Here is a 24374-nt window from a genome sequence, read left to right as displayed (position 1 = left end):
ATTGCCGCCCTGCCCGTGATGGTCTAAGCCTGGATGAGTTCAAACTGTCGCATCGACACGTTTACAGGAGAACACCATGAGTAAAATTGGCATTAACGGCTTTGGACGCATTGGGCGCCTTGTACTGCGTCGCCTTCTTGAAACCCAGGACAGCAATACCGTCGTCGCCATCAACGACCTCACCTCACCGAAAGTGCTGGCCTACCTGCTCAGACATGATTCCAACTACGGCGGCTTCCCGTGGAGCGTGGATTTCACCGAGGATGCGCTGATTGTGGACGGAAAAACCATTGCGGTGTACGCCGAAAAAGAGGCGAAGCACATTCCGTGGAAAACCGCAGGCGTGGATATCGTCGTGGAGTGCACCGGCTTTTATACCTCTGAAGAGAAATCACGGGCGCACCTGGACGCCGGCGCGAAGAAAGTGCTGATCTCTGCGCCCGCGGGCGAGATGAAAACCATCGTCTACAGCGTGAATGACGACACCATTGACGCCAGTGACACCATTATTTCCGTCGCATCCTGCACCACCAACTGCCTCGCCCCGCTTGCGAAGGCCCTGAACGATGCGTTTGAAATAAAAGTGGGCACCATGACCACCATTCATGCTTATACCGGTACGCAGGCGCTGGTGGATGGCCCGCGCGGAAAAGACCTTCGCGCCTCGCGGGCGGCGGCAGAGAATATCATTCCCCACACCACCGGTGCCGCAAAGGCTATCGGTCTGGTGATCCCGGCGCTCAGCGGCAAGCTGAAAGGCCACGCGCAGCGCGTGCCGGTAAAAACGGGTTCGGTCACCGAGCTGGTGGCTATTCTGGGCAAGAAAGTCACCGTTGAGGAGATCAACGCCGCGCTGAAAAAAGCGACGCAGGGCAATAAATCGTTCGGGTATACCGACGAAGAGATTGTCTCGTCCGATGTGATTGGCTCGCATTACGGTTCGGTGTTTGACGCCACGCAGACGGAGGTGTCAGAAGCGGGAGAGCTACAGCTGGTGAAAGCGGTAGCGTGGTATGACAACGAGTACGGTTTCGTGACGCAGCTGGTGCGGACGCTGGATAAGTTTGCGGCGCTGTAATTCTATGCCTTTATTCAGGGCTAATATGAGCAGTGAAGCATCCCCTCTCCCTGTGGGAGAGGGTTAGGGTGAGGGGAACATACGGGTGTGGTGGTCATACCGTTCACTTTATGTTCCTTGCTACTCTTTAACGACATAACCGGTGAACGTGCCAGGGTGGCTCAATCGCCACCACCCTGGCAACCCGGGCTCCCGGCGGTAAATCGCCGCTTCGCGGTCCCCTCAGCTTATTCCTTCAGGCTATCGGGTCGGGCATGAGCCTGCATCCCTGCAGGCCACGCCCTCTCGGCGCATCCCTGCGCCTCGCCCCGGCCTTACGGAAACGCTTCGGCGATATACAGCCGGACCAGGACATTGCTGTAAGCCAAAGGTTATTCTGAAGCGGTTGTTATCGCTTCTGATTACACCCTTAAATCGAGCGCCTGGACAACGCATCCGCGAGAACCGGATCCTGCTGCAGCTTTTTCCATGCGGCAATCACCGCATCTGGCAATTCAACGTGCGTGATAAAATCCCGCCCGGCCGGGCCATAGCCGTTAACGTCATCATACAAACGCGGCAGCTCCCCCAAAACCAGTGACAGGTAGCGGTCAACGGGCCACAGTCCGCTATTGCCCGCGCTAAACTCCACGCCCTCTTTGCCGTTGTGCAGCGCTGGCGTAAACCCGGGATGGCTTATCCACTGCGGTGATACGGGCTCATCCCGACAAACGCGGGCAAACGTCGCCATCGTTCGGCGCTGCATCGTCGGGTCCTGCACCACCAGCATCCGCCCGGTCGCGCGCTGATGCTGTTTCAGCATATTCCAGCTAAAACGCGCGTTCTCACCGCAATTGGTGGAGCGATCCTCAATCCACAGGCGCGCATCGGGGATCTGCCAGAACTCCCGCGCAATGTCGGCAAGAATGCTCGCTTCGGCCCGCCCTTCGACCTGTAAGGTGTGATAACGCGGATGACTGCCGATAGCTGAATATAAAAACGCGGTTGAATGACCAATACCGCCGCTAATCAGGAGCGGGATTTCTCTCTGCGCGGCAATACGGCAGGCCGCCTCAATGGTCGGGATCACCGCGTTCCCTGCCAGGATCACCGCATCGACGTCCGGGTGCAGGCGGCTGTCGCTCAGGTCGTCCTGCGCCAGCCATTCACCGACAGTATTGATGGCCGCCAGCGTAGCATCCGGCAGGATGGGAAAATGGGGCTGAACCATGGTGAACTCCTCATTTATGTCTCTTCAGGCTAGCGGCTTCTTACCGATAACGCAGAGGCGGGCTCTGAAACCAGACGTTGTTTTATCGCCCAAATTGTCATTTTTCTGAAATAACCAGAAACATCCAAAAACAATCGGGTTGCACCTGCCTATTATGCTTTTGGTTTTCCATCATACAAAACATCCTGTTGCACATGCTCTCTGCAAAAGCACCCAACGCTGCTTATTTCACCGTGATCTGACCAGTTTCATCCCCCGTTAGCTTGCCAAATACAACATCCAACCCTAAGTTGCTTAACAATTTCACAACCTTTTTCATCATCACAGGTTGCACCTGAAGCGCGCCAGGTGACACCTCATACATCATCAACGTGGCGGGGTTTCAGGTCATGACAGAACATGAAAGTACGACGACGGTATTACGAAAAAATAAGAAGGTGTTAATCGCCAGCCTTACCGGGAGCGCCATTGAATGGTTTGACTATTTTCTCTACGGTACGGCGGCCGCGCTGGTCTTCAATAAGATCTTTTTCCCGATGGTCGACCCGGTGATTGGGCTCATCCTCTCTTATCTCTCTTTCTCATTAACCTTTTTCATTCGCCCCATTGGCGGGGTACTTTTCGCCCATATCGGCGACCGCATCGGACGTAAAAAAACCCTCGTTCTTACCCTCTCTCTGATGGGAGGTGCAACCGTGATGATCGGTCTGCTGCCCACGTATGAAATGATTGGCCTGTGGGCGCCCGCTCTGCTGATCCTGATGCGTATCATTCAGGGGATGGGTATAGGCGGCGAATGGGGCGGAGCGCTGCTGCTCGCCTACGAATACGCGCCCGAAAAACGTAAAGGCTTCTTCGGCAGTATTCCGCAGGCGGGCGTCACCATCGGCATGCTGATGGCGACCTTTATCGTCTCGCTGATGACCCTGTTCAGCGAGGAGGACTTCCTCTCCTGGGGCTGGCGCATCCCATTCCTGCTGAGTTCGGTTCTGGTGTTGCTCGGCCTGTGGATCCGTAAGGACATCGACGAGACGCCTGATTTCAAGAAGGTAAAACAATCGGGCCAGGTGGCGAAAGCGCCTCTGCGCGATACTCTGAAACACCACTGGCGCGAAGTGCTGATTGCCGCCGGTCTGAAGGTGGTAGAAACCGCGCCGTTCTATATCTTCTCGACGTTTGTCGTGAGCTATGCCACCACGACGCTGACGTATCAAAAATCTCAGGCGCTGGAAGCCGTGACGCTGGGAGCCCTGGTGGCCACGGTGATGATCCCGTTAATGGGGCTGCTCTCGGATAAAATTGGCCGTCAACGCATGTATGCCGCGAGCGTCTTCATCCTGGGTTTGTTTATCGTGCCGTGGTTTATTCTGCTCAATACCGGAACAACCTGGGGCATTGTGCTTGCGACGGTCATCGCCTTTGGCGTGCTGTGGGCACCGGTAACGGCGGTGCTCGGCACGCTGTGCTCTGAAATTTTTAGTGCAAACGTACGCTACACCGGCATTACGCTCGGTTATCAGCTGGGTGCCGCGCTGGCAGGCGGTACCGCGCCTCTGATTGCCACCGGACTGCTGGCGAAATATGACGGCGACTGGGTTCCGGTGGCCTGGTATCTTGCCGTCACGGTAGCCATTTCCCTAATCGCGATTTTCTGCGCCAGCCGCGTCAAGCGAGCGTCCCCTCTGCAGGCGCAGCCCGAACATCTCTGATCGTTGTCGGCCCGACTTTCGGGCCGCTCTTTTTCCTTAAACTTCCCTTCTACATTTGATTAACATGCGTAAATCATATTCACTTGAATTATCATTTGCGGCAGACGTAGAATCGCTAGCCCGCTAATTATTCAATTATTTCTAAGGTAAACGACGTTATGCGCCTGCCCGAACGCGACCCTTATGCTCCTCGCGAGTGGCAGCCACATGAGAAACCCGCCCTGCTGGGTTCGCCTTCCACACCCGAGCACACTACCCCAAAACGTATTGCCTACGGCGTCGTTGGCCTGCTGGTGTGCCTGACGGGAGCGCTGGGAAATGCGGTGGTGACCGCCAACCTGCAAAACCTGCAGGGGACCTTCGGGGCCTGGTCGACCGAAATCGCCTGGCTGCCCGCGGTCTACGTCATGACCAACATCTCTATCAACCTGCTGCTGGTCAAGTTCCGCCAGCAGTACGGTCTGCGCGCCTTCACGGAAGGTTTTCTGGTGCTTTACGTGCTGGTGACTTTTTTCCACCTGTTCGTTAACGATCTCAGCTCGGCGCTGATGGTTCGCGCCGCGCACGGAATGGTAGCGGCCGCGCTCAGCTCGCTGGGGATTTACTATCAGATCCAGGCCTGGCCTGCGAAGCACCGCCTGAAGGCGCTCACCATAGGGATTACCGGGTCGTCGCTCGCCATCCCTCTGGCCCGCCTGTTTTCCACCGAACTGCTGCAGCTGGACGAGTGGCGCGGGCTCTATTTCTTCGAGCTCGGGCTGGCGCTGATCTCCCTGGCCTGCGTAATAGCCTTAAAACTGCCGCCGGGCGACAGGCGCAAGGTCTTTGAGAAGAAAGACTTTATCACCTTCTTTTTAATGGCCCCCGGAATGGCCCTGCTCTGCGCCGTGCTCTCGTTGGGCCGCCTTGACTGGTGGTTCGAGGCGCCGTGGATCGGCTGGTCGCTGGCGCTATCGCTGGTGCTGATTGTGGCCGCCATCGTCTTTGAACATAACCGCGCCAACCCGCTGCTGAACACCCGCTGGCTGTCGAGCGGCAGCATCGTCCGTCTGGGGCTGATCATGCTGCTGATCCGTATCGTGCTGGCAGAGCAAAACACCGGCGTCATCGGCTGGCTGCAGTACGTGGGGTTGCAGAACGAGCAGATGACCCACCTGGCGTGGTCCATTTTCGCCGGGATCGTCTGCGGGATCGTCACCAGCTGTCTCACCATCAAGCCGACCAAACTGGCATGGCCGATTATCACCTCCCTGGCGCTGATGATTGTTGCCTCGCTGCTGGACAGCCAGTCCAACAACCTGACCCGGCCGGATCAGCTGATGCTAAGCCAGTTTCTGCTGGGCTTCGGCAGCGCCTTCTTCCTGGCACCCGCCATGCTGGCCGCCATTGGCGGGGTGATCGCCGACCCGCGCAACCTGGTCAGCTTCTCGGTGATGTTCGGCATGAGTCAGAACCTCGGCGGCCTGCTGGGCTCCGCGATCCTCGGAACCTTCCAGACCTGGCGCGAGAAGTATCACTCCAGCCTGCTGGCGGACCAGCTCACCACGCTCAATCCGCTGGTCAACGAGCGTATCCAGCTTTACACCCAGATGTACCGGAGCCTGATTGGCGACAGTTCGCTGCTGGGAACGCAGGCGATAACGCAGCTGCAAACGGTGACGACGCTTGAGGCGAATATTCTGGCTTACAACGATACTTATCTGCTGACCGCGGGCATCGCTGCCGCCACGCTGGTCTGGATTTTATGGCGCTTGCTGCGCCTGCGCATTACTGCCCGTATGGCGCTTAAGAACGCCACCGGCAATAAATAATTGAAATATTTCTGGAGAGTTTATGAGTCAGCAGGATGCCGCTAAAGAGCAGGCCAACACCCGCAAAAATGTGCGCATTGTTTCCGTTTTCACCGCCGCTGCCATCGGTATTGTCGGCGTGCTGGTGATCCTTTACGCATGGCAGCTGCCGCCGTTTACCCGCCACGCGCAGTTTACCGACAACGCCTACGTGCGCGGTCAGACGACGTTCATCAGCCCCCAGGTGAATGGCTATATCACCGAGGTAAAGGTTCAGGACTTTGTACAGGTTAAAAAAGGCGACCTGCTGCTGCAGATTGATGACCGTATCTATCGTCAGCGCGTGCATCAGGCCGAGGCGCAGCTGGCGATGAAAATTGCCGCGCTCAATAACAACCTGCAGCAGCGTAAAAGCGCCGAAGCGACGATCGCCAAAAACGACGCGGCGCTGAAAAATGCCCGCGCCCAGAGCCTGAAAACCCAGGCGGATTTAAAGCGGGTGAAGGATTTGACGGCTGACGGATCGCTTTCCATTCGCGAACGCGACGCGGCGCTGGCCAGCGCGGCCCAGGGCAGCGCCGACATCGAGCAGGCCAAAGCCTCGCTTGAGATGTCGCGTCAGGATCTGCAGACGGTAATTGTGAACCGCGGCGCGCTGGAGGCGGATGTCGAAAATGCGAAAGCTGCGCTGGAGCTGGCGCAAATTGACCTGCAAAACACCCGAATTACCGCCCCGCGCGACGGTCAGCTCGGCCAGATTGCCGTGCGTCTCGGGGCGTATGTCACCGCCGGGACCCATCTCACCACCCTTGTGCCGCCTCAGCACTGGGTGATCGCTAATATCAAAGAGACGCAGCTTGCGGAGCTGCGCGTTGGTCAGCCTGTCAAATTCACCGTCGATGCCCTGAACGACAAAGCGTATAAGGGCCGTGTGGAGAGTATCTCTCCGGCGACGGGCGTGGAGTTCAGCGCCATCACGCCGGACAACGCCACCGGCAACTTTGTTAAAATCGCCCAGCGTATTCCGGTGCGCATCGAAGTGCTCGGCAAGCCTGAGGAGTCCGCCCTGCTGCGTCCAGGCATGTCGGTGCAGGTGACCATTGATACGCGGGAGGGCAAACAATGACCCTTCGCCCGATAGCCGGTCTGGTGCTGGCGGTCATGCTGGCCGGATGCCAGTCCGTTGACGTAAAACCGGCGCAGTCGACGCTGCAAATCCCTGCGCAGTGGCGCGCTGACGCCGGCCCTGCCAGCCCGGCGGAGCAGCTCTGGTGGCGCAATTTTCACGACAACAACCTCAACCGCTACGTGGATCGGGCGCTAAAGAACAACAGCGACGTGCTGATCGCCCGCGAACGGATTAGCGAGTATCAGGCGCGAGTCTTTGCTGCTGACGGCAGCCTGTTTCCGTCGCTTGACGCGGGCGTAACGGGGACGCGCGCCCGTTCGCAATCCGCCGCGACCGGGCTGCTGGTCTACGGCACGCTGTACAGAGGTAGCCTGACGGCAAGCTATGACGTGGATATCTGGGGCGTCAACCGCAGCACGGCCAATGCCGCCGAAGCCTCGCTGGAGGCGCAAAAAGCCGCCGCTGCCGCCGCGGATTTGACCGTCGCGTCTTCCGTTGCGTCCGGGTACGTCACCCTGCTCTCGCTTGACGAACAGCTGCGCGTGACCGAATCCACGCTGAAATCACGCGAAGAGGCATTTAACCTCGCGAAACGTCAGTTTGAGACGGGCTACAGCTCGCGTCTGGAGCTGATGCAGTCGGATTCCGAACTTCGCTCGACGCGAGCGCAGGTTCCCGTGCTGCAGCATCAGATTGCACAGCAGGAGAACGCCCTCAGCCTGCTGCTTGGAAGCAATCCCGGCGCGGTAGCGCGCAGCGAGAGCTTTGAGACGCTAACGCCGCTGACGCTGCCGTCACAGCTGCCTTCTACGCTCCTGAACCGTCGGCCGGATATCGTTCAGGCCGAACGCCAGCTGGTTGCGGCAGACGCCTCGCTTGCCGCGTCGCGCGCGAGCCTGCTGCCGTCGATCAACCTGACCGCGACCGGATCGGTCCAGGATCGCACCCTGTCCGGCCTGCTGGACAACCCGCTTCAGCTCTGGAGCGTCGGGGGCAGTATTCTCGCCCCGCTGCTGAACCGCCAGGCGCTGAATGCGCAGGTGGATATTTCCCAGTCCCAGCGTAACCAGGCGCTGTACGCCTATGAAAAAACCGTGCGCAACGCGTTTGCCGAAGTGAACAACAGCCTAGATGCTATTACGCGCTATCAGGAACAGCTGACCGAGCTGCTTGCCCAGCAGGAGGTGGCGCAGGAGACGCTGCGCATTGCGCAGAACCGCAATCGCAACGGCTACTCCTCCTATCTGGACGTGCTGGACGCGCAGCGCACGCTGTACTCGGTGCAGACCAGCGTGGTGCAGGTGAAAAATAACCTGCTGCTGGCGCAGATCGATTTGTACAGGGCGCTGGGCGGCGGCTGGGGCAGTGCCTGAAAACCTGCCCGGTGGCGCTTCGCTTACCGGGCCTACATTTCGCACCCGTAGGCCGGGTAAGGCGTAGCCGCCACCCGGCAATCCTTCCCAAGGAGTCAATCTATGCAACAACAGTGGTCTGCAGTAGATAATTACATGATTTCTTCGCTGATCCCTGGCGATGACGTGCTGAGTCAGGTACTGGAAAACAACAATCGCGCCGGGCTACCCGAACACGATGTTGCGGCCAATCAGGGGCAGCTGCTGGCGCTGTTCGTGCGCATGACCCAGGCAAGACGCATTCTTGAGATCGGTACGCTGGGCGCCTATAGCTCAATCTGGATGGCGCGCGCCCTGCCGCCGGACGGAAAGCTGATTACGCTCGAGGCTGACCCGACGCATGCCGATGTGGCCCGCCAGAATATTCACCTCGCGGGGCTGAACGATCGCATTGAACTGATTGAAGGCCCGGCGCTGAGCTCGCTGGAGAATTTCGGTGACGTTCCGGCGTTCGACCTGATCTTTATCGATGCCGATAAGCCAAACAATCCCGGCTATCTGGAGTGGGCGCTGCACTATTCACGTCCCGGCACGATAATCATTGGCGATAACGTGGTGCGCGATGGCGAAGTGATTAACGGGCAAAGCGACGACGCGCGCGTGCTGGGTGTGCGGCGTTTTATCGAGATGATTGGGGATAACCCGCGCCTAACCGCCACCGCGCTGCAAACGGTGGGGGTTAAGGGATGGGATGGGTTTACGCTAGCAATCGTGAACGGGTGAAAATGATACCCTCTCCCACAGGGAGAGGGAGAAAACCGGGTTTTAAGCGGAAATCTGCTCCATCGCCTGCAGAATACGCTTATCCGAAATCGGATACGGCGTACCGAGCTGCTGGGCAAAGAAGCTGACGCGCAGCTCCTCTATCATCCACCGGATCGCCTGAACGTCTTCATCGTCGCGCCGCGCCGGCGGCAGCTTGTTTAGCCACTGCTGCCACGCCTGCTGCACGCTCTCCACTTTCAGCATCTGCGCGCGATCGCGGTGCGGGTCGATAGCCATTTTTTCCAGACGTTTTTGAATCGCCTGAAGATAGCGCAGCGTATCGCCCAGACGCTTAAAGCCGTTGCCGGTCACGAAGCCGCGATAGACCAGCCCCGCCATCTGCGCCTTCACGTCCGAGAGCCCCAGCGCCATGGTCATATCCACGCGCCCCTTCAGGCGCTTGTTGATATTAAACACGGCGGTAAGGATCTGCTCGACCTGTTTGGCAATCTCCACCACGGTGTCGTTCAGCTCCGCGCGCACCTTTTCATGGAGCTGAGCAAAGCCCTCTTCCGTCCAGACCGGACCGCCCGCCTCGTGGATCAGCTTGTCCACGCCGCAGGAGATGCAGTCGTCAATCAGATCCAGCACCTTGCCGTACGGGTTAAAGTACAGCCCAAGCTTGGCCTTGTTCGGCAGCTTCTCGTGCAGATACTTGATCGGCGACGGGATGTTGAGCAGCAGCAGGCGACGCAGCCCGCGCCACATCATCTGCTGCTGTTCCTGCGGATTATCAAACAGTTTGATCGCCACGCTGTCGCGCTCGTCCACCAGCGCCGGCCAGGCTTTGACCTTATAGTTACCGCGCTTCTGTTCGTAGCTTTCCGGAAGCTGACCAAAGCTCCAGATATGCAGCCCGCTCTGCTCGATACCGTCGTCCGCCACCGCAGACAGCGTCTCCTGAACTTTGCCTTTCAGCGCCTCTTTCAGCTCGCTCAGCGAACGCCCTTCCAGCAGCTTTTTGTTTTTATCATCCACCACGCGGAAGCTGATTTTCAGGTGTTCGGGCACCTGATCCCAGTTCCAGTCTTCGCGGTCGATGGTGGTGCCGGTCATGCGGCGGAATTCACGCTCCAGCGCGTCCAGCAGCGGCAGCTCCAGCGGCGTGACGCGGCCTAAAAAGGCTTCCGCATAGTTTGGCGCAGGCACAAAGTTACGCCGCACCGGTTTCGGCAGGGATTTGATCAGCGCAATCACCAGCTCGCGGCGCAGGCCGGGGATTTGCCACTCAAACCCGCCCTCATCGACCTGGTTTAGCAGCGGCAGCGGAATATGAACGGTCACGCCGTCCGCGTCGGCACCCGGTTCAAACTGATACGTCAGACGCAGCTTGAGGTTGCCCTGATGCCAGAAGTTCGGGTAGTCGAGCTTGCTGACCGACTCCGCTCCCTCTTTAATCAGCATGCTCTTTTCGAAGTTGAGCAGGTCCGGCGTCTCTTTGCTGGCCTTCTTCCACCAGCTGTCGAAGTGGCGAGCGGAGATAACATCGTGGCTGATGCGCTGGTCGTAAAACTCAAACAGCGCCTCATCGTCCACCAGAATGTCGCGGCGGCGGGACTTGTGCTCAAGCTCCTCCACTTCCGCGCGCAGCTTCAGGTTTTCGCGGAAGAAGGCGTGGCGCGTCTGCCAGTCGCCCTCCACCAGCGCGTGGCGGATAAACAGCTCGCGGCTGAGCGCCGGGTCAATCTGGCTGTAGTTGACCTTCCGCGCGGCAACCACCGGCAGGCCGTAAACGGTCACCTTCTCGGTCGCCATCACCGCGCCCTGCGCGCGCTCCCAGTGCGGTTCGCTGTACGAGCGTTTCAGCAGGTGCTGAGCCACCGGCTCGACCCATTCCGGTTGTATACGCGCGGCAATGCGCCCCCACAGGCGGCTGGTTTCCACCAGCTCGGCGACCATGGTCCACTTCGGTGGCTTTTTGAACAGGCCGGAACCCGGGAAGATGGAGAAACGGGCGTTGCGCGCGCCGGTATACTCCTGCTTTTCGGCGTCCTTCATCCCAATGTGGGACAGCAGGCCGGTCAGCAGCGCGATATGAATCTCGCGGTACTCCGCAGGCTCGCTGTTGACCGGAATGCCCAGCTCTTTCACCACCTGACGCAGCTGGGTGTAGATATCCTGCCACTCGCGCACGCGCAGGTAGTTGAGGAAATCCACGCGGCACTGGCGGCGGAACTGGTTCGAGGAGAGCGCTTTCTGCTGCTCGCCGAGATAGTTCCACAGGTTTACGAAGGCGAGGAAGTCGGACTCTTTGTCGTGGAAGCGACGGTGCTTTTCGTCAGACGCCTGCTGTTTGTCCATCGGACGCTCGCGCGGGTCCTGAATGGAGAGCGCCGAGGTAATGATCATCGCCTCGCGCACGCAGCCGTGCTTTTGCGCTTCCAGCACCATGCGCGCCAGGCGCGGATCCACCGGCAGCTGGCTGAGCTGGCGGCCCAGCGGCGTCAGCTTGTAGACCGTCGCCTGCTCGTCGGTGGTAATGGCGCCGAGCTCTTCCAGCAGACGCACGCCGTCCTGAATGTTGCGTTTATCCGGCGCTTCGACGAACGGGAACGCGGCGATGTCGCCCAGCCCCAGCGCGGTCATCTGCAGGATAACGGACGCCAGGTTGGTGCGCAGAATTTCCGGGTCGGTAAACTCCGGGCGCGACAGGAAATCATCTTCGGAATAGAGACGAATACAGATCCCTTCCGACACGCGGCCGCAGCGGCCCTTACGCTGGTTAGCGGACGCCTGGGAGACCGGCTCAATCGGCAGCCGCTGAACCTTCGTGCGGTAGCTGTAGCGGCTGATGCGCGCCGTGCCCGGGTCGATAACGTATTTAATTCCCGGCACGGTCAGCGAGGTTTCCGCCACGTTGGTCGCCAGAACGATACGTCGCCCGCCGTGCGGCTGGAATACGCGGTTCTGCTCGCTGTTTGACAGGCGCGCGTAAAGCGGCAGGATCTCCGTGTGGCGCAGGTCGCGCTTGCTGAGCGCATCGGCGGTATCGCGGATTTCGCGCTCGCCGCTCATGAAGATCAGGATGTCGCCCGCGCTTTCGTTGCCCAGCTCGTCAACGGCGTCGAAGATGGCCTGCAGCTGGTCACGCTCGGTATCGTCCGCCTCTTCCACAATCGGGCGATAGCGTACTTCAACCGGATACGTGCGTCCTGACACCTCGATAATCGGCGCATTGTTGAAATGCTTTGAGAAGCGCTCAGGGTCGATGGTCGCGGAGGTGATGATGATTTTCAGATCCGGGCGACGCGGCAGCAGCTCTTTCAGGTAGCCGAGCAGGAAGTCGATGTTCAGGCTGCGCTCGTGCGCTTCGTCAATGATGATGGTGTCGTACTGCATCAGCAGGCGATCCTGCTGGATTTCCGCCAGCAGAATACCGTCGGTCATGAGCTTGACCATGGTGTTATCGCTAACGTGGTCGCTGAATCGCACCTTGTAACCGATGCAGCCGCCCGGCTCCGTCTGCAGCTCTTCGGCAATACGGTTCGCCACGGTGCGCGCCGCCAGTCGACGCGGCTGGGTGTGGCCTATCAGCCCTTTTAGCCCGCGTCCCAGCTCCATACAGATTTTCGGCAGCTGGGTGGTTTTCCCCGAGCCGGTTTCCCCCGCCACAATCACCACCTGGTGGTCGCGGACCGCCTCAAGGATGTCCTGTTTTTTCTGGCTGACGGGCAGGTTTTCCGGGTAGGTAACTACCGGACGTGCGGCTTCGCGCAGCACAACTTTCCCTGCCGCCTGTTCAATCTCTTTCGCCATCTCCTGGTAAATGGCCTGTTGTGCATCAGGATTTTTAACCTTCTTCACGCCGTGCAGACGGCGGGCAAAGCGCTGTTTATCGCGCAGCATTAGAGAATCAAGCTGTTGCAGGAGCATCGGGAAGGTTAATTTTTGTTGTTCTGTCATAGCGTTAAAGGGCAGTACACGCCCTGATAAACTCTCTTTTTAATGATTGCTATAGAGTACCACATCGACGCCTTTCGCGCCTTATTCAAAAAATTCGAACATAGGCTTCGATATATTGCGCTATCTCTGTGGCAGGATTGTGAATAGAGTGTCAACAAGCAACGGGGCAACCCCCTTCAATCAAATGCAACAACAGGAATCACCCATGAGCAAAGTATTAGTTTTGAAATCCAGTATTCTGGCAGGGTACTCTCAGTCTGGTCAGCTGTCTGATTACTTCGTTGAACAGTGGCGTGAACAGCATTCCGCTGACGAAATCACCGTGCGTGACCTGGCTGCAAACCCAATTCCTGTGCTGGACGGCGAGCTGGTTGGCGCGCTGCGCCCAAGCGATGCACCGCTGTCTCCACGTCAGCAGGAAGCCCTGGCCCTGTCCGACGAGCTGATTGCTGAGCTGCAGGCGCACGACGTTATCGTCATCAACGCACCAATGTACAACTTCAACATCCCTACCCAGCTGAAGAACTACTTCGACCTGGTGGCGCGCGCTGGCGTAACCTTCCGTTACACCGAGAACGGCCCTGAAGGTCTGGTGAAAGGTAAACGTGCGATCGTACTGACCAGCCGTGGCGGTATCCATAAAGACACCCCAACCGACCTGGTTGCGCCGTACCTGAGCCTGTTCCTGGGCTTCATCGGCATCACTGACGTGAACTTCGTGTTCGCTGAAGGTATCGCTTACGGTCCGGAAGTGGCGACCAAAGCGCAGACCGATGCGAAAGCCGCTATCGACAGCCTGGTAGCAGCCTAAGACTTCACCCTCTCGCCGCCTGGTGGGAGGGTTTTTCTTTTCCCCGCATTTCGTTATCATCCGCTCCCACTCTCCAGCCGGGCGGCCTGATGTCTGCGATTATTGATTCTTTTATTGCCCCACCGTGTCACGACGATATTCAGATCCTCTGTCAGGATGAACATCTGCTGCTGATCGATAAGCCTTCCGGTCTGCTCAGCCTCTCGGGCAAAAATCCGCAAAACCTTGATTCCGTCCATTATCGTCTGGTCCAGACGTTCCCCGGCTGCACGCTGGTACACCGTCTGGATTTCGGCACGTCCGGGCTGATGGTAGTTGCGCGCAATAAGGCCATCAACGCGGCGCTGTGCCAGCAGTTCAGCCAGCGCAGCGTGGAGAAGGTCTACAGCGCCCTGCTTTGCGGCCATGTGGAAAACGATGAGGGAATAATAGACGCACCGATTGCCAAAGACCCGGCGCTGTTCCCGCTGATGTCGATTTGCGCCATCAACGGAAAACCCGCCCGCTCCCGCTATCGGGTCGTGGAACGTTTTTATCAGGGTACGGGACTGCCGTTAACGCGGGTGATACTGACGCCGGAGACCGGGCGAACCCATCAGCTGCGTATTCACTGCCAGCAGCTGGGGCACCCGATTCTGGGCTGCGATCTGTATGGCGGTCTTGAAGCGCCGGGGGCTGAGGAAACGCCCCGGCTGATGCTGCATGCAAGCGAGTTGAATTTTATTCATCCCGTGAGCGGAGAGCCGGTTAATGCCCGTCACGCCGCCCCGTTCTGAATGCGGTTTACCACATCAAATCGTCAGGGATTTTGAAGTCCGCATACGGATCGTCTTCGTCCTGCTCTTCCTGGCTAAGCGCGCTGTTTAAGACGATGCTGTCGGCATCGCGCTGGGCAATTTTATCGGCCACCACCGCCGGAATAATCGCGTATTCACAGTCGCCGCTGGCGTTGATGACCAGACGAGCAATCGCCAGACGGCCGTTGATCAGCTGAGCCTGAGTTTGCTTGTCGACCTCGATTTTTTTGATCAGATTGCCGTCGGTGAAGTTAAAGGTGATGTTGCCTTTCGCCACGGTGATGCGGTTCATCTCAATCAGCTGCTTCACCTGCGCTTTAAACTCTTTCGCCAGCACGGCCTGCTTCTGCTGCTCGCTCAGCAGCTTGTCGCGCTCGATCTGCGCTTTCTTGTTCTCTTCTACCGCTTCCCGAGCCTCGCGCGCCTGAACGCGTGATTTCTTTGCCGTGCGCTGCACTTTCGCCGCTTTTTTGCTGCTGACTAAGCCCGCTTTCAGCATCTGCTCTTGTAAGGTGAGTTTTGTCATGATTGTTTCTAAACCGGTTGGAAATTTTGGGGATTATAGCGGGAATTACAGAGAGTGTGCCAGAGAAGTAAGCATGGCGCTTTGTAGCCTGAGCCTTGTTTATTATTTATTCAGCGTTTACGAATGGTATAGCCGCAAGAGTGATTAAAAATTGTCAGGTCATTTTCTTAAAATAAAGCAGCAGCGCAGAAATATGATGTGAGTTGATTATCTGTATCCATATCAGGCGTAGGCTACTTTTCTCTTATTAAAATACTAAGGAGAAAATATGGCCTTAAAAGGAACAATGCTGCTTAACGGTGCTGACTATGCGCCTTTTAACCTGCACGGCGTTGGCGTGTTTATGGCGCATTCCGGGCAGGGAATTTACAGAAACAATGGATTATGTGGTGCTGTTAAAGGCTCAGGTCCAATTCCCCCGGGGAAATACTGGATTGTTGACAGAGGGACTGGAGGTTTCTTTTCAGGGTTAAAAGCGAAGGTTCAGGATCGGTGGAATAAGGTTAGATCCGGGGCAGAATTTGGCCGCGATGAGTGGTTTGCTTTATACAAGGATGACTGGGGAATCGATGATGGCACCTGGATTGATAACGTCTATCGGGGTTTGTTTCGGCTGCATCCGGGTACGCTATCTGAGGGATGTATCACGATTGCACATGATTCTGATTACGCATTGATCCGCAATGCTCTGATGAGTACGGAACTTATTCAGGTTCCCTGTATGCGTTCACTGATGGCACGCGGCTGGGTTGAGGTGATTGAAAGTGGCTACACCAACACTTGTCCGTAAATGGGGCATCAGGCTATTCAAAACGGTCTGGTTTCTATGCATCAGCATTATGGTAGGCCGCATATTGGGACCCGCTGAACGCTATCTTGATCATGACGTGGCCTCATCTATATGTGATTTTATTTATGGCGATGTGAATGCTGAAACAATATATGACACTTATACCAATATCGATATTTTAATTGTACTGACCATCACCACGGTTATTTATCGCTTAACAACTCTGCTATTCAATAAAATAAGGAAATAACGAATGCCAATTCCTCCCTACATGTGGCTAAAAGACGACGGTGGAGCAGATATTAAAGGTTCCGTTGATGTTCAGGACCGTGAAGGCAGCATTGAGATCATAGGGCTGAGCCATGGCATCAACCTCCCGGTAGACAGCGCTAACGGCAAGATCACCGGCACGCGTCAACACTCATCCATGCGGATTGAAAAGGAAGTTGATAGCTCCACGCCCTATCTCTACAAAGCAGCATCTACCGGTCAGGCGTTTAAAAGCGCTGAAATCAAGTTCTATCATATCAATGATGCCGGACAGGAAGTCTGTTATTACATCGTACTAATGGAGAACGTGAAGGTTACTGGTGTTAACTGCAGCGTGCCAAACGTGAAGATCGCTGCCAACGATAAAATGAACCACGTTGAAAGCGTAAGCCTGCATTACGAAAAAATTACCTGGCGCATCGTCGATGGGAACATCATGCACAGCGACGCCTGGAACGAACGGCCTACAGCATAACACTAAGGGGCGCGATGCCCCTTACTCTCTCACTTCACTCTCCAGCCTTTGCGCAATCCTGTTCATGAACTTCGCTCATGTTGCATTGAAATTAAGTCACTTCCCCTGCGCCGCGGGCTCAGGCATAAATTATGCATCGGTAACTTCTTGGCAACATGAACTTAGGATGCATAACCACAATGAGCAAAGCTTTCACATATACCCTTAAGCGCAGTTGCTTCGATGAGAATTACAACCCGTCAGAAAATACGCGTACGACCACCAACTTTGCCAACCTGGCGCGCGGGGAAAAACGTCAGGAAAACCTGCGCAATACGCTGGTGATGATCAACAACCGCTTTAACGCCCTGGCGCGCTGGGATAACCCAAACGCCGATCGCTACGCGGTTGAGCTGGAAATCATCTCTGTCGATTTGAACATTGGCGCGGAAAAACCGTTCCCGGCCATTGAGATATTGCAAACCACGATTGTCGACAAAAAAAACAACAAGCGTATCCCTGGCATCGTCGGAAATAACTTCTCTTCTTACGTGCGGGATTATGATTTCAGCGTGCGGCTGCTGGAACACAACAAGAACCAGCAGCACTTCAGCATTCCGGAAAAGTTTGGTGAACTGCACGGCAATATTTTCCGCCACTTTGTGAGCTCGCCGGAATACAAAGAGAACTTCAGCAAGGGTCCGGTGATCTGCCTGAGCGTCTCCAGCAAAGACACCTACCGTCGCACCGGCAACCAGCATCCTGTGCTGGGCATTGAATATCAGCCGGATGGCGAGTCGCTGACGGAACAGTACTTCGCGAAGATGGGCCTGCAGGTTCGCTATTTCATGCCGGAAAACAGCGTGGCGCCTTTCGCGTTCTTCTTTACCGGGGATTTGCTGAGTGACTACACCGATCTGGAGCTGATTGCCACTATCAGCACGATGGAGACGTTTCAGAAAATCTATCGCCCGGAAATTTATAACGCAAACTCGGCGGCGGGACTGTGCTACCGACCGGATCTGAACCAGCAGGATCACTCCTTAACCAAAATTGTTTATGACCGGGAAGAGCGTAGCCGACTGGCGATTGAACAGGGTCGCTTTACCGAAGCGTACTTTATTAAGCCTTACCAACACATTCTCGAGCAGTGGTCTGATAACTACACGCTTTAATTCATCAAAAAAGGTCTTTTATTATGAAAACATTGCTCCCGACTTCTACGGCTGGCAGCCTGCCTAAACCGACCTGGCTTGCACAACCTGAAACGCTGTGGTCACCCTGGAAATTACAGGATCAGGAACTCCTGGCGGGTAAACAGGACGCGCTGCGCCTGTCCCTGGATGAGCAGATCCGCGCGGGTATCGATATCGTCAGCGACGGAGAACAGACCCGCCAGCACTTCGTCACCACCTTTATTGAACATCTGAGCGGCGTGGATTTTGAAAATCGCCAGACGGTGCGCATTCGTAACCGCTACGACGCCAGCGTGCCGACCGTGGTTTCAGCCGTTGCGCGTCAGAAGCCGGTATTCGTGGACGATGCGAAGTACCTGCGTCAGCTCACGGACAAGCCGATCAAATGGGCCCTGCCCGGGCCGATGACCATGATCGACACCCTTTACGACGCGCACTATAAAAGCCGCGAAAAGCTGGCCTGGGAATTCGCCAAAATCCTCAATCAGGAAGCGCGTGAGTTAGAGGCCGCGGGCGTGGATATTATCCAGTTTGATGAACCGGCATTTAACGTCTTTTTTGACGAGGTGAACGACTGGGGTATCGCCGCGCTGGAGCGCGCCATTGAAGGGCTGAAGTGCGAAACCGCGGTACACATCTGCTACGGCTACGGCATCAAAGCCAATACCGACTGGAAAAAGACGCTCGGCTCAGAGTGGCGCCAGTACGAAGAGGCCTTCCCTAAGCTGCAGACCTCTAACATCGACATTATCTCCCTGGAGTGCCACAACTCCCGCGTGCCGATGGATCTGCTGGAGCTGATCCGCGGTAAAAAGGTGATGGTCGGCGCGATTGATGTGGCAACCAACGCCGTTGAAACGCCGGAGGAAGTCGCCGATACGCTGCGTAAAGCGCTGCAGTTCGTCGATGCCGACAAGCTTTACCCGTCAACCAACTGCGGCATGGCTCCGCTTTCACGCCAGGTGGCTAACGGCAAGCTGAAAGCGCTTAGCGCTGGCGCAGAGATTATCCGCAAGGAGCTCGGCGCGTAATTGCCTTACGTTTGCCAGTAGAGCGGCGTGCCGAAAAACGCCACGTAATAATCAATCACCGCCCTGACGTTCAGGGGCGGATGACGTGCGTTAGGATAGATCGCCGCAATATTGAGTTGCTCCGTGTTGATGGCGCACGCCATTTCCGGCATAAGGGCGACCAGCTCCCCCCGCTTCAGCCTGTCGCCAATCAGCCAGTCCGGAAACAGGACGATCCCCATCCCACCCAGCGCGGCAATGAGCAGCGACTCCGCATTATTGGACGTCATCAGCGGCGCGACGGGATAATGCACCCAATTCTCCCCTTTGCGACGCACGAGCCAGCGGTTAGGCCCGGACGAACCGCGATAGACCAGACATTTGTGCTGGCTCAGTTCGGTCGGGTCGGCCGGGACGCCGTGTTGACGCAGATACGCGGGCGACGCGGCAAGGTGGTAGCGCTGCTGCCCAAAAACACGGGCGTGGAACGTCGAATCCGTCAGCGTGCCGATGCGGAAAATGAGATCGGCGGCGTCCCGGTGCGGGTCGATAAAGTCATCGGTCAGCGTCAGCTCTATGGTTAACCGTGGATAACGCTCGGCCAGACCAGCCAGGCCGGGCGCAACGTGTCTCTGTCCAAAAAATACCGGCCCATTTATGCGGACCGTGCCGGAGGGTTCGGTCGAACGTTCATCCAGCTCCCGCCGCGCCTCTTCGAAGTTATCGACCATCGCCCGTGCATAGCGGATAAACAGATGCCCGCTTTCCGTGGGGATCACCGCCCGGGTATTACGATAGAACAGCTGCTGGCCGAGCGCGTCCTCAAGCTGATGAACAATGCGCGACACCTGCGAGGCAGAGATTCCCTCTCGTCGCGCGACGACGGAAAAGTTCTGCGTTTCATAGACGGCAATAAACAGCAGCAGTGAGCGAAGGTTCATGCTTCCGGCATCTGACATTAATGCATTTCCTGCAAAGGTGTTTCCTTCATTATGGCATTTTTCTCACGGGTCTACCGACGTAATCTTCTTCGCCTGAAAACGGAGGAAGCGTAATGCAGTTTGTTTTGATTTTACTGGTGATTGCCGGCGGGATGGGCCTCTCCGTCGAGGCGGGGCTGCTGGGGCCGTTAGGGGGAGAAGTGGGCGATTTATGGGCGACGTTCAGCATTTTTGGCGTTGGCGCCGCGCTGACGTTTCTGCTGATGCTGTTTTTTAGCCCGCGTAACAGCCCGTCGTTTTTCGCCCAGCCCGGCTGGCAGCTGCTCGGCGGCGTGCTTGGCCCTGTTTACGTGGTCATTCTGACGATCGCCACGCCGACCATCGGCATCGCTATGACGATGATTGGCATTCTGGCTGGTCAGGTTTTTAAAAGTCTAATCATTGACCACTTTGGCCTGCTGGGTACGCCGCACAGGAAGATAAACGCAAAACGTATCGTGGCGCTGGTTTTTATTATTGCGGCACTGGTTCTTGTCGCACAGGGGTGATGATATGACGCTGATAATGATTCTTCTGGCCGTCTGCGGCGGCGCAACTCTGAGCATTCAGGCCGCGATTAACGGGCAGCTCGGCAGCAGCGTGGGCGTTTTCAAAAGCGCGTTTCTGACGTTTTCCGTCGGCGCGCTGGTGACCGCCCTGCTGATTTTCTTCTTTGAGCCTAAGCAGGCGGTCACGCTGCTGGACGTGCCGAAATGGCAGCTCCTCGGGGCGATGTTCGGCGTGCCTTACATTGTGATCATGGTCGTGGCGGTGCAGCGCATCGGCACCGCCGTCGCCACGGTGGCGGTGATATTCGGCCAGCTCGCCATGAGTATGTTGATTGATAACTTTGGCTGGCTGGGCAATGCCGCCATTCCCTTTTCGATGAGCCGTCTGGGGGCGGTTGTCTGCCTGGGGATTGCTCTGGCCTTTATATATTCGGGAAGCAAATCCCGCGCCGAAAGCTAAAAAATATTGAGGAACATAAAGTGTACGGAATGACCACAGCCGCCCTATGTTCCCCTCACCCTAACCCTCTCCCCATTGGGGCGAGGGGATAGTTCACTGCTAACATCATCACTCTTTACGGGTAAAGAACAGCGTCACCGTGGCGACGGTGACGCCCAGCTTCTTCATCTCGGTTTTGTTAAACAGATGGGTCTCATCCTGCAGGTACATCCAGTCGTCGAAGTTCAGTAGCCAGGTGCTGCCGTTGGCCTTCACGTCCATGCTGTAATGCCAGTTAAAGGCGTTGCCTGCGGCCTGCCCCGTGGCCACCCCTTCAATGTCCCCTGCCGTTCCCTCGTAGCGATCGTTCCCCACGCGCCGGATGTGCCAGACCCGCTGTTGCTTCTCGCCATCGTCGTAGACAAAGTGCTCATTCAGCGTCAGCGTATCGCCGATAACGTCTCCGGCAATCTCAACGTGGAAACGGCGGATCTGCTTGCCGCTGCGATCCTGCACCATCCCCCACGCTTCGGTTTTGCCCTGGAAGTAGTGGAAGATATCAAGCCGTGGCTCCTGCTGGCGATACTCGGCCACTTCAGTGCTACAGCCCGCCAGCAGCATCGTGAATGCCAGCGCCATCATCAGAATACGTTTCATTTTTGGCCTCCGATTAACTGCTGACGCAGCTCAGGATATTGCGTACGGGGATCGAGCCAGATGGCCAGAAAACGGGTGCTGAACGCTTCCGACTGGCGTGGTCCGAGTGGAATAAACGATGTTTGCGCCGCTGACGCGCGATACCAGAACTGTCCCTGCTTATCGTTGAGAACAAACGCCAGCTGTGAGCCAGGTCGGACATCCGGCCAAAGGGACTGGAGCATCCGCAGCCAGGCTTCGCTTTGCGGTTCCTGCGCCAGGATCCCCTGCGCCTTCCACTGGTCACGGGTCGCCTCAACCAGTTCATCGCGATCGATGTCCCGCGCATAGGTAATAATCAGCGCCTGATCCTGATTGTCCCGACCGTAACGCCCGTCCGGGGTGCGCAGCTGAGAGGTATAGACCGTGAACGGCCCCCAGGTGAGTGTGGCGTCCCCCACCTTCCGCCAGGCAAGCCAGTCGGCAGCCTGAGTAACAGGAACAACCAGCGTCAGCCAAAGCAGCAAAACCACAGATCTCATTTTTGTCTCCCCATCAGCAGGTGGAAAAACAGCATCAAGACCAGCCAGCCCGGCGCCATCCAGCTCACGACGATAAAGGTCGGCTCCAGAAACGTGATGCCACCCAGCCGCTCGCCAAACAGATAGGCCACCGGTCCACCCACGGCGGCCAGCAGGGTCAGCAGCCAGCCGGGTAACGTGGTGGTGCGCGTCAGCTGCGTCCAGACCGTGGCGAACATCAGCCACAGTGCCACCATCCATAACGGCATCAGGGACTCTCCCGTAAAGGCAATCAGCCCGGTCAGGGCCCAGAGTGCGTCCAGCAGACTGCCCGCCGCAGCAAGCCCAATGGCGTAAAACCTGTAAGCAGGCGGCAAAAGCAGGCACGCCAGGATCGCCAGCGCGAGCCAGATAATCAGGCCCTGTTCGCGAAAGAGCACCACCAGCGCCCAGTAGAGATCGAACGCGACGGCGAGCAGGAAGACCTGAAGGTAACGTCTCATACGCGCTCGGCGGTAAGCTGTACCACGCTGATGGTGCGAGCGTTAAACCCGGCTTCGCAGTAGCCAAAGTAGTACAGCCACATGCGGCGGAACCGTTCATCGAAGCCAAGCTTTTCAATCTCCTGCCAGGCGTGGACAAAGCGCTGCCGCCAGTGGGCCAGCGTGCGGGCGTAGTCGGGGCCCATGTCGAAGAGGTTGCGCACCACGAAATCGGTGTGGCGCGTCATCAGCTCGTTCATCGCGGTGATGCTCGGCAGGAAGCCGCCCGGGAAAATGTAGCGCTGGATAAAATCGACGCTTTTGCTGTAGTCGCGATAGCGCTGGTCCTGAATGGTAATGGCCTGAATCGCCATCCGTCCTCCGGGGCGCAGCCGCGCCTGGCAGGTGCGGAAAAACGTGGGCAGATAGCGTTGCCCGACGGCTTCAATCATCTCAATTGAGACCAGCTTGTCGTACTGCCCGGTGAGGTCGCGATAGTCGCAGAGTAGTACCTCAACGCGATCCTGCAACCCGGCGCGGGCGATCCGCTCGGTCGCCCAGGTATATTGCTCCTGCGACAGCGTGGTGGTCGTCACCCGACAGCCGTAATGACGGGCCGCGTATTCCGCCATCGCGCCCCAGCCGGTGCCAATTTCCAGCAGATGGTCACCCGGGTTTAGGGCCAGCTGGTCACACAGGCGCGCCATTTTGGCCCGCTGAGCCGCCGTGAGATCCTGCTCGTCACCAGTAAACAGCGCGCTGGAATAGAGCAGCTCTTTATCCAGAAAATGGGCATAAAAGGTATTGCCCAGATCGTAATGGGCGGCAATATTTTCGCGCGCCTGCACGCGGGAGTTACGCCGCGTCCAGTGGCGTATCCGCTCCAGCGGCCTGCCGAGCAGACGGAACCCGTTTTCCAGACGGCCAAGCACCTCGCCGTTGATCGCGAGCAGCTCCAGAAGCGGCGTAAGGTGTGCGGTTTCCCATTCGCCGTCCATCCAGGCTTCTGCCGCAGCAAGGCTCCCGCCCGTTAAGACGCGCCAGTAGACGCCGGGCGTGAGGATCTGCACGTCGGCATGCAGCGCGGAGGATGTCTCACCAAAATGGAAGGTCTGCGCCCCTTCACGCAGCGTGAGCGAGCCGCCGCGGATACCGCTTAACAGACGAAACAGCAGCCATCGCGCGATGCGGACGTTGCGCGGAATATCGGGTTCTAACGCAAAGACGGGATCGGTCATGAGCGTTCACTCCTGCTGACGGGATGGTTATACAGCGGCACGCGCTTGAGCCACAGGCGCAGCGCCTGCCAGTAAATGGCAAAAACGGTTTTCAGAGTCATGAGCGGAATGCGCAGCAACAGCGAGCGCAGCGCGGGGCGCGTCAAAGGCTCCCGGCGCAGCGCCAGCGTGGCGTCAAAAACCTTCGCTTCCTGATGATTTTCAATGTGCATATGCAGCGTGTTATCCGGGTCGTTAAAGCGCCAGTGGTAGATCATGTCCATCGGGTTGAAGGGGGAAACGTGAAACGCTTTTTCCGTCGGCTGCGCATCCTGTCCGTTGACCGCATAGTAATGACGTTCATTCCACGGCGTGTTGCGGACCTCCGCCAGCACCCAGCGCAGCGTCTCCTTCCCGTCGTAGCAGTAGTAAAAGTTGACCGGATTGAAATGAAAGCCGAAATAGCGGAGCTGCGTCAGGAGCATCACCCGCCCGTCCGGACGTTCCCCGGTCAGGCTCTCCAGCCTGCTGAGCACGTTCTCTTTAAGCGGCGCGCCGAGAGGATAGTCCGCGTCGTGGAACGAGGCGGCGGCAAAGCGATTGCGCCGCACGCCGACGGACGGCAGCAGCGATAGTTCATCGAGATCCAGCCAGGCCATAAAGACGCTGTAGCTGAATTCATGGGTTTTCGGCTGAAGGCGGCGATGGCGTAACACGCCGTGGTAGAGGCAGCTGTTCAT

Annotated in this window: 24 protein-coding genes; 15 read left to right on the top strand and 9 right to left on the bottom strand. The window is 57.3% G+C overall.

The window, feature by feature from the left end; all coding sequences use genetic code 11:
- The first annotated feature begins 76 nt into the window (after positions 1–76).
- Entirely contained in the window at positions 77–1078 is a 1002-nt protein-coding gene (gene gap / locus ACMGGX_RS20685) for a type I glyceraldehyde-3-phosphate dehydrogenase (RefSeq protein ID WP_059445538.1), read from the top strand.
- A 409-nt stretch (positions 1079–1487) separates the two neighbouring features.
- Here gap and ACMGGX_RS20680 read toward each other — a convergent pair whose 3' ends face one another.
- On the bottom strand, positions 1488–2288 hold the full coding sequence (locus ACMGGX_RS20680; RefSeq protein WP_420298893.1) for a YdcF family protein: 801 nt from the start codon (positions 2286–2288) through the stop codon (positions 1488–1490).
- Positions 2289–2677: 389 nt separating this feature from the next.
- Between ACMGGX_RS20680 and ACMGGX_RS20675 the strand changes: the two genes are divergently transcribed.
- The 5 genes from ACMGGX_RS20675 to ACMGGX_RS20655 all read left to right on the top strand — a co-directional run bounded on the left by ACMGGX_RS20675 (position 2678) and on the right by ACMGGX_RS20655 (position 9051).
- Entirely contained in the window at positions 2678–3997 is a 1320-nt protein-coding gene (locus ACMGGX_RS20675) for an MFS transporter (protein WP_420298892.1), read from the top strand.
- A gap of 158 nt (positions 3998–4155) precedes the next feature.
- Positions 4156–5808, top strand: a complete 1653-nt coding sequence (locus ACMGGX_RS20670) for an MFS transporter (protein ID WP_205915906.1) — start codon at positions 4156–4158, stop codon at positions 5806–5808.
- 22 nt (positions 5809–5830) lie between these two features.
- Positions 5831–6913 (top strand): HlyD family secretion protein, encoded by a 1083-nt coding sequence (locus ACMGGX_RS20665; protein ID WP_420298891.1) that lies wholly within the window; start codon positions 5831–5833, stop codon positions 6911–6913.
- Positions 6910–8289 carry an efflux transporter outer membrane subunit gene (locus ACMGGX_RS20660; RefSeq protein WP_420298890.1) on the top strand — a complete coding sequence of 460 codons (1380 nt, stop codon included), beginning with the start codon at positions 6910–6912 and terminating at the stop codon, positions 8287–8289. Before ACMGGX_RS20665 ends, ACMGGX_RS20660 begins: the two co-directional genes overlap by 4 nt.
- Before the next feature lie 102 nt (positions 8290–8391).
- Positions 8392–9051 carry an O-methyltransferase gene (locus ACMGGX_RS20655; protein ID WP_252046161.1) on the top strand — a complete coding sequence of 220 codons (660 nt, stop codon included), beginning with the start codon at positions 8392–8394 and terminating at the stop codon, positions 9049–9051.
- Positions 9052–9093: 42 nt separating this feature from the next.
- Here the strand turns inward: ACMGGX_RS20655 and hrpA are convergent, their stop codons facing one another.
- A complete protein-coding gene (hrpA, locus tag ACMGGX_RS20650; RefSeq protein ID WP_420298889.1) occupies positions 9094–12996 on the bottom strand; it encodes an ATP-dependent RNA helicase HrpA in 3903 nt (1300 codons plus the stop codon).
- A 205-nt stretch (positions 12997–13201) separates the two neighbouring features.
- Here hrpA and azoR point away from each other — a divergent pair, with 205 nt between their 5' ends.
- Both azoR and ACMGGX_RS20640 read left to right on the top strand, forming a co-directional pair.
- Positions 13202–13807 (top strand): FMN-dependent NADH-azoreductase, encoded by a 606-nt coding sequence (gene azoR, locus ACMGGX_RS20645; RefSeq protein WP_008502313.1) that lies wholly within the window; start codon positions 13202–13204, stop codon positions 13805–13807.
- A gap of 89 nt (positions 13808–13896) precedes the next feature.
- Positions 13897–14583 carry an RluA family pseudouridine synthase gene (locus ACMGGX_RS20640; protein ID WP_420298888.1) on the top strand — a complete coding sequence of 229 codons (687 nt, stop codon included), beginning with the start codon at positions 13897–13899 and terminating at the stop codon, positions 14581–14583.
- Positions 14584–14590: 7 nt separating this feature from the next.
- Here the strand turns inward: ACMGGX_RS20640 and ACMGGX_RS20635 are convergent, their stop codons facing one another.
- Entirely contained in the window at positions 14591–15130 is a 540-nt protein-coding gene (locus tag ACMGGX_RS20635) for a DUF2058 domain-containing protein (RefSeq protein WP_021242569.1), read from the bottom strand.
- 268 nt (positions 15131–15398) lie between these two features.
- Here ACMGGX_RS20635 and ACMGGX_RS20630 point away from each other — a divergent pair, with 268 nt between their 5' ends.
- The 5 genes from ACMGGX_RS20630 to ACMGGX_RS20610 all read left to right on the top strand — a co-directional run bounded on the left by ACMGGX_RS20630 (position 15399) and on the right by ACMGGX_RS20610 (position 18871).
- A complete protein-coding gene (locus tag ACMGGX_RS20630) occupies positions 15399–15920 on the top strand; it encodes a DUF2778 domain-containing protein (protein WP_420298887.1) in 522 nt (173 codons plus the stop codon).
- The gene (locus ACMGGX_RS20625; RefSeq protein WP_420298886.1) at positions 15895–16170 is read left to right on the top strand and encodes a hypothetical protein; all 276 of its coding nucleotides are present in this window, start codon (positions 15895–15897) and stop codon (positions 16168–16170) included. The genes ACMGGX_RS20630 and ACMGGX_RS20625 overlap by 26 nt, the downstream gene beginning before the upstream one ends.
- A gap of 3 nt (positions 16171–16173) precedes the next feature.
- Positions 16174–16665: an Hcp family type VI secretion system effector gene (locus tag ACMGGX_RS20620; RefSeq protein ID WP_420298885.1), complete on the top strand. Its 492-nt coding sequence runs from the start codon at positions 16174–16176 to the stop codon at positions 16663–16665.
- Between the two features lie 179 nt (positions 16666–16844).
- On the top strand, positions 16845–17819 hold the full coding sequence (locus ACMGGX_RS20615; RefSeq protein WP_181593193.1) for a DUF1852 domain-containing protein: 975 nt from the start codon (positions 16845–16847) through the stop codon (positions 17817–17819).
- A gap of 23 nt (positions 17820–17842) precedes the next feature.
- The gene (locus tag ACMGGX_RS20610) at positions 17843–18871 is read left to right on the top strand and encodes a methionine synthase (RefSeq protein WP_023311627.1); all 1029 of its coding nucleotides are present in this window, start codon (positions 17843–17845) and stop codon (positions 18869–18871) included.
- A 5-nt stretch (positions 18872–18876) separates the two neighbouring features.
- Here the strand turns inward: ACMGGX_RS20610 and ACMGGX_RS20605 are convergent, their stop codons facing one another.
- Complete coding sequence (locus ACMGGX_RS20605; protein WP_063439971.1) at positions 18877–19809, bottom strand: LysR family transcriptional regulator; 933 nt, start codon at positions 19807–19809, stop codon at positions 18877–18879.
- 95 nt (positions 19810–19904) lie between these two features.
- Between ACMGGX_RS20605 and ACMGGX_RS20600 the strand changes: the two genes are divergently transcribed.
- Both ACMGGX_RS20600 and ACMGGX_RS20595 read left to right on the top strand, forming a co-directional pair.
- A complete protein-coding gene (locus tag ACMGGX_RS20600; RefSeq protein ID WP_420298884.1) occupies positions 19905–20339 on the top strand; it encodes a DMT family transporter in 435 nt (144 codons plus the stop codon).
- Positions 20340–20343: 4 nt separating this feature from the next.
- Complete coding sequence (locus ACMGGX_RS20595; protein WP_348558177.1) at positions 20344–20799, top strand: DMT family transporter; 456 nt, start codon at positions 20344–20346, stop codon at positions 20797–20799.
- A 108-nt stretch (positions 20800–20907) separates the two neighbouring features.
- On the opposite strand, the gene ACMGGX_RS20590 is transcribed toward ACMGGX_RS20595, so the two are convergent.
- Genes ACMGGX_RS20590 through ACMGGX_RS20570 form a run of 5 tightly spaced genes read right to left on the bottom strand, consistent with a single transcriptional unit; the run spans position 20908 to position 24374 of the window.
- A complete protein-coding gene (locus tag ACMGGX_RS20590) occupies positions 20908–21435 on the bottom strand; it encodes a DUF3833 domain-containing protein (RefSeq protein WP_420298883.1) in 528 nt (175 codons plus the stop codon).
- Positions 21432–21956 carry a hypothetical protein gene (locus ACMGGX_RS20585; protein ID WP_420298882.1) on the bottom strand — a complete coding sequence of 175 codons (525 nt, stop codon included), beginning with the start codon at positions 21954–21956 and terminating at the stop codon, positions 21432–21434. Before ACMGGX_RS20585 ends, ACMGGX_RS20590 begins: the two co-directional genes overlap by 4 nt.
- The gene (locus tag ACMGGX_RS20580; RefSeq protein ID WP_032657304.1) at positions 21953–22438 is read right to left on the bottom strand and encodes a DUF2878 domain-containing protein; all 486 of its coding nucleotides are present in this window, start codon (positions 22436–22438) and stop codon (positions 21953–21955) included. Before ACMGGX_RS20580 ends, ACMGGX_RS20585 begins: the two co-directional genes overlap by 4 nt.
- Positions 22435–23655, bottom strand: a complete 1221-nt coding sequence (locus tag ACMGGX_RS20575; protein ID WP_252046154.1) for an SAM-dependent methyltransferase — start codon at positions 23653–23655, stop codon at positions 22435–22437. Before ACMGGX_RS20575 ends, ACMGGX_RS20580 begins: the two co-directional genes overlap by 4 nt.
- Complete coding sequence (locus ACMGGX_RS20570; protein WP_420298881.1) at positions 23652–24374, bottom strand: DUF1365 domain-containing protein; 723 nt, start codon at positions 24372–24374, stop codon at positions 23652–23654. Before ACMGGX_RS20570 ends, ACMGGX_RS20575 begins: the two co-directional genes overlap by 4 nt.

The organism is Enterobacter sp. BNK-29, assembly GCF_048684785.1.
GTDB classification, from domain to species: Bacteria; Pseudomonadota; Gammaproteobacteria; order Enterobacterales; family Enterobacteriaceae; genus Enterobacter; species Enterobacter cloacae_M.
The sequence above is the reverse complement of the archived record's forward strand: the minus strand, read 5'-3'. Positions and strand labels throughout refer to the sequence as shown.

Bases quoted from the DNA above. Each gene is read 5' to 3' on its own strand.
- gap (WP_059445538.1), top strand. From the start codon at position 77: ATGAGTAAAATTGGCATTAACGGCTTTGGACGCATTGGGCGCCTTGTA.
- ACMGGX_RS20680 (WP_420298893.1), bottom strand. From the start codon at position 2,288: ATGGTTCAGCCCCATTTTCCCATCCTGCCGGATGCTACGCTGGCGGCC.
- ACMGGX_RS20675 (WP_420298892.1), top strand. From the start codon at position 2,678: ATGACAGAACATGAAAGTACGACGACGGTATTACGAAAAAATAAGAAG.
- ACMGGX_RS20670 (WP_205915906.1), top strand. From the start codon at position 4,156: ATGCGCCTGCCCGAACGCGACCCTTATGCTCCTCGCGAGTGGCAGCCA.
- ACMGGX_RS20665 (WP_420298891.1), top strand. From the start codon at position 5,831: ATGAGTCAGCAGGATGCCGCTAAAGAGCAGGCCAACACCCGCAAAAAT.
- ACMGGX_RS20660 (WP_420298890.1), top strand. From the start codon at position 6,910: ATGACCCTTCGCCCGATAGCCGGTCTGGTGCTGGCGGTCATGCTGGCC.
- ACMGGX_RS20655 (WP_252046161.1), top strand. From the start codon at position 8,392: ATGCAACAACAGTGGTCTGCAGTAGATAATTACATGATTTCTTCGCTG.
- hrpA (WP_420298889.1), bottom strand. From the start codon at position 12,996: ATGACAGAACAACAAAAATTAACCTTCCCGATGCTCCTGCAACAGCTT.
- azoR (WP_008502313.1), top strand. From the start codon at position 13,202: ATGAGCAAAGTATTAGTTTTGAAATCCAGTATTCTGGCAGGGTACTCT.
- ACMGGX_RS20640 (WP_420298888.1), top strand. From the start codon at position 13,897: ATGTCTGCGATTATTGATTCTTTTATTGCCCCACCGTGTCACGACGAT.
- ACMGGX_RS20635 (WP_021242569.1), bottom strand. From the start codon at position 15,130: ATGACAAAACTCACCTTACAAGAGCAGATGCTGAAAGCGGGCTTAGTC.
- ACMGGX_RS20630 (WP_420298887.1), top strand. From the start codon at position 15,399: ATGGCCTTAAAAGGAACAATGCTGCTTAACGGTGCTGACTATGCGCCT.
- ACMGGX_RS20620 (WP_420298885.1), top strand. From the start codon at position 16,174: ATGCCAATTCCTCCCTACATGTGGCTAAAAGACGACGGTGGAGCAGAT.
- ACMGGX_RS20615 (WP_181593193.1), top strand. From the start codon at position 16,845: ATGAGCAAAGCTTTCACATATACCCTTAAGCGCAGTTGCTTCGATGAG.
- ACMGGX_RS20610 (WP_023311627.1), top strand. From the start codon at position 17,843: ATGAAAACATTGCTCCCGACTTCTACGGCTGGCAGCCTGCCTAAACCG.
- ACMGGX_RS20605 (WP_063439971.1), bottom strand. From the start codon at position 19,809: ATGTCAGATGCCGGAAGCATGAACCTTCGCTCACTGCTGCTGTTTATT.
- ACMGGX_RS20600 (WP_420298884.1), top strand. From the start codon at position 19,905: ATGCAGTTTGTTTTGATTTTACTGGTGATTGCCGGCGGGATGGGCCTC.
- ACMGGX_RS20595 (WP_348558177.1), top strand. From the start codon at position 20,344: ATGACGCTGATAATGATTCTTCTGGCCGTCTGCGGCGGCGCAACTCTG.
- ACMGGX_RS20590 (WP_420298883.1), bottom strand. From the start codon at position 21,435: ATGAAACGTATTCTGATGATGGCGCTGGCATTCACGATGCTGCTGGCG.
- ACMGGX_RS20585 (WP_420298882.1), bottom strand. From the start codon at position 21,956: ATGAGATCTGTGGTTTTGCTGCTTTGGCTGACGCTGGTTGTTCCTGTT.
- ACMGGX_RS20580 (WP_032657304.1), bottom strand. From the start codon at position 22,438: ATGAGACGTTACCTTCAGGTCTTCCTGCTCGCCGTCGCGTTCGATCTC.
- ACMGGX_RS20575 (WP_252046154.1), bottom strand. From the start codon at position 23,655: ATGACCGATCCCGTCTTTGCGTTAGAACCCGATATTCCGCGCAACGTC.
- ACMGGX_RS20570 (WP_420298881.1), bottom strand. From the start codon at position 24,374: ATGAACAGCTGCCTCTACCACGGCGTGTTACGCCATCGCCGCCTTCAG.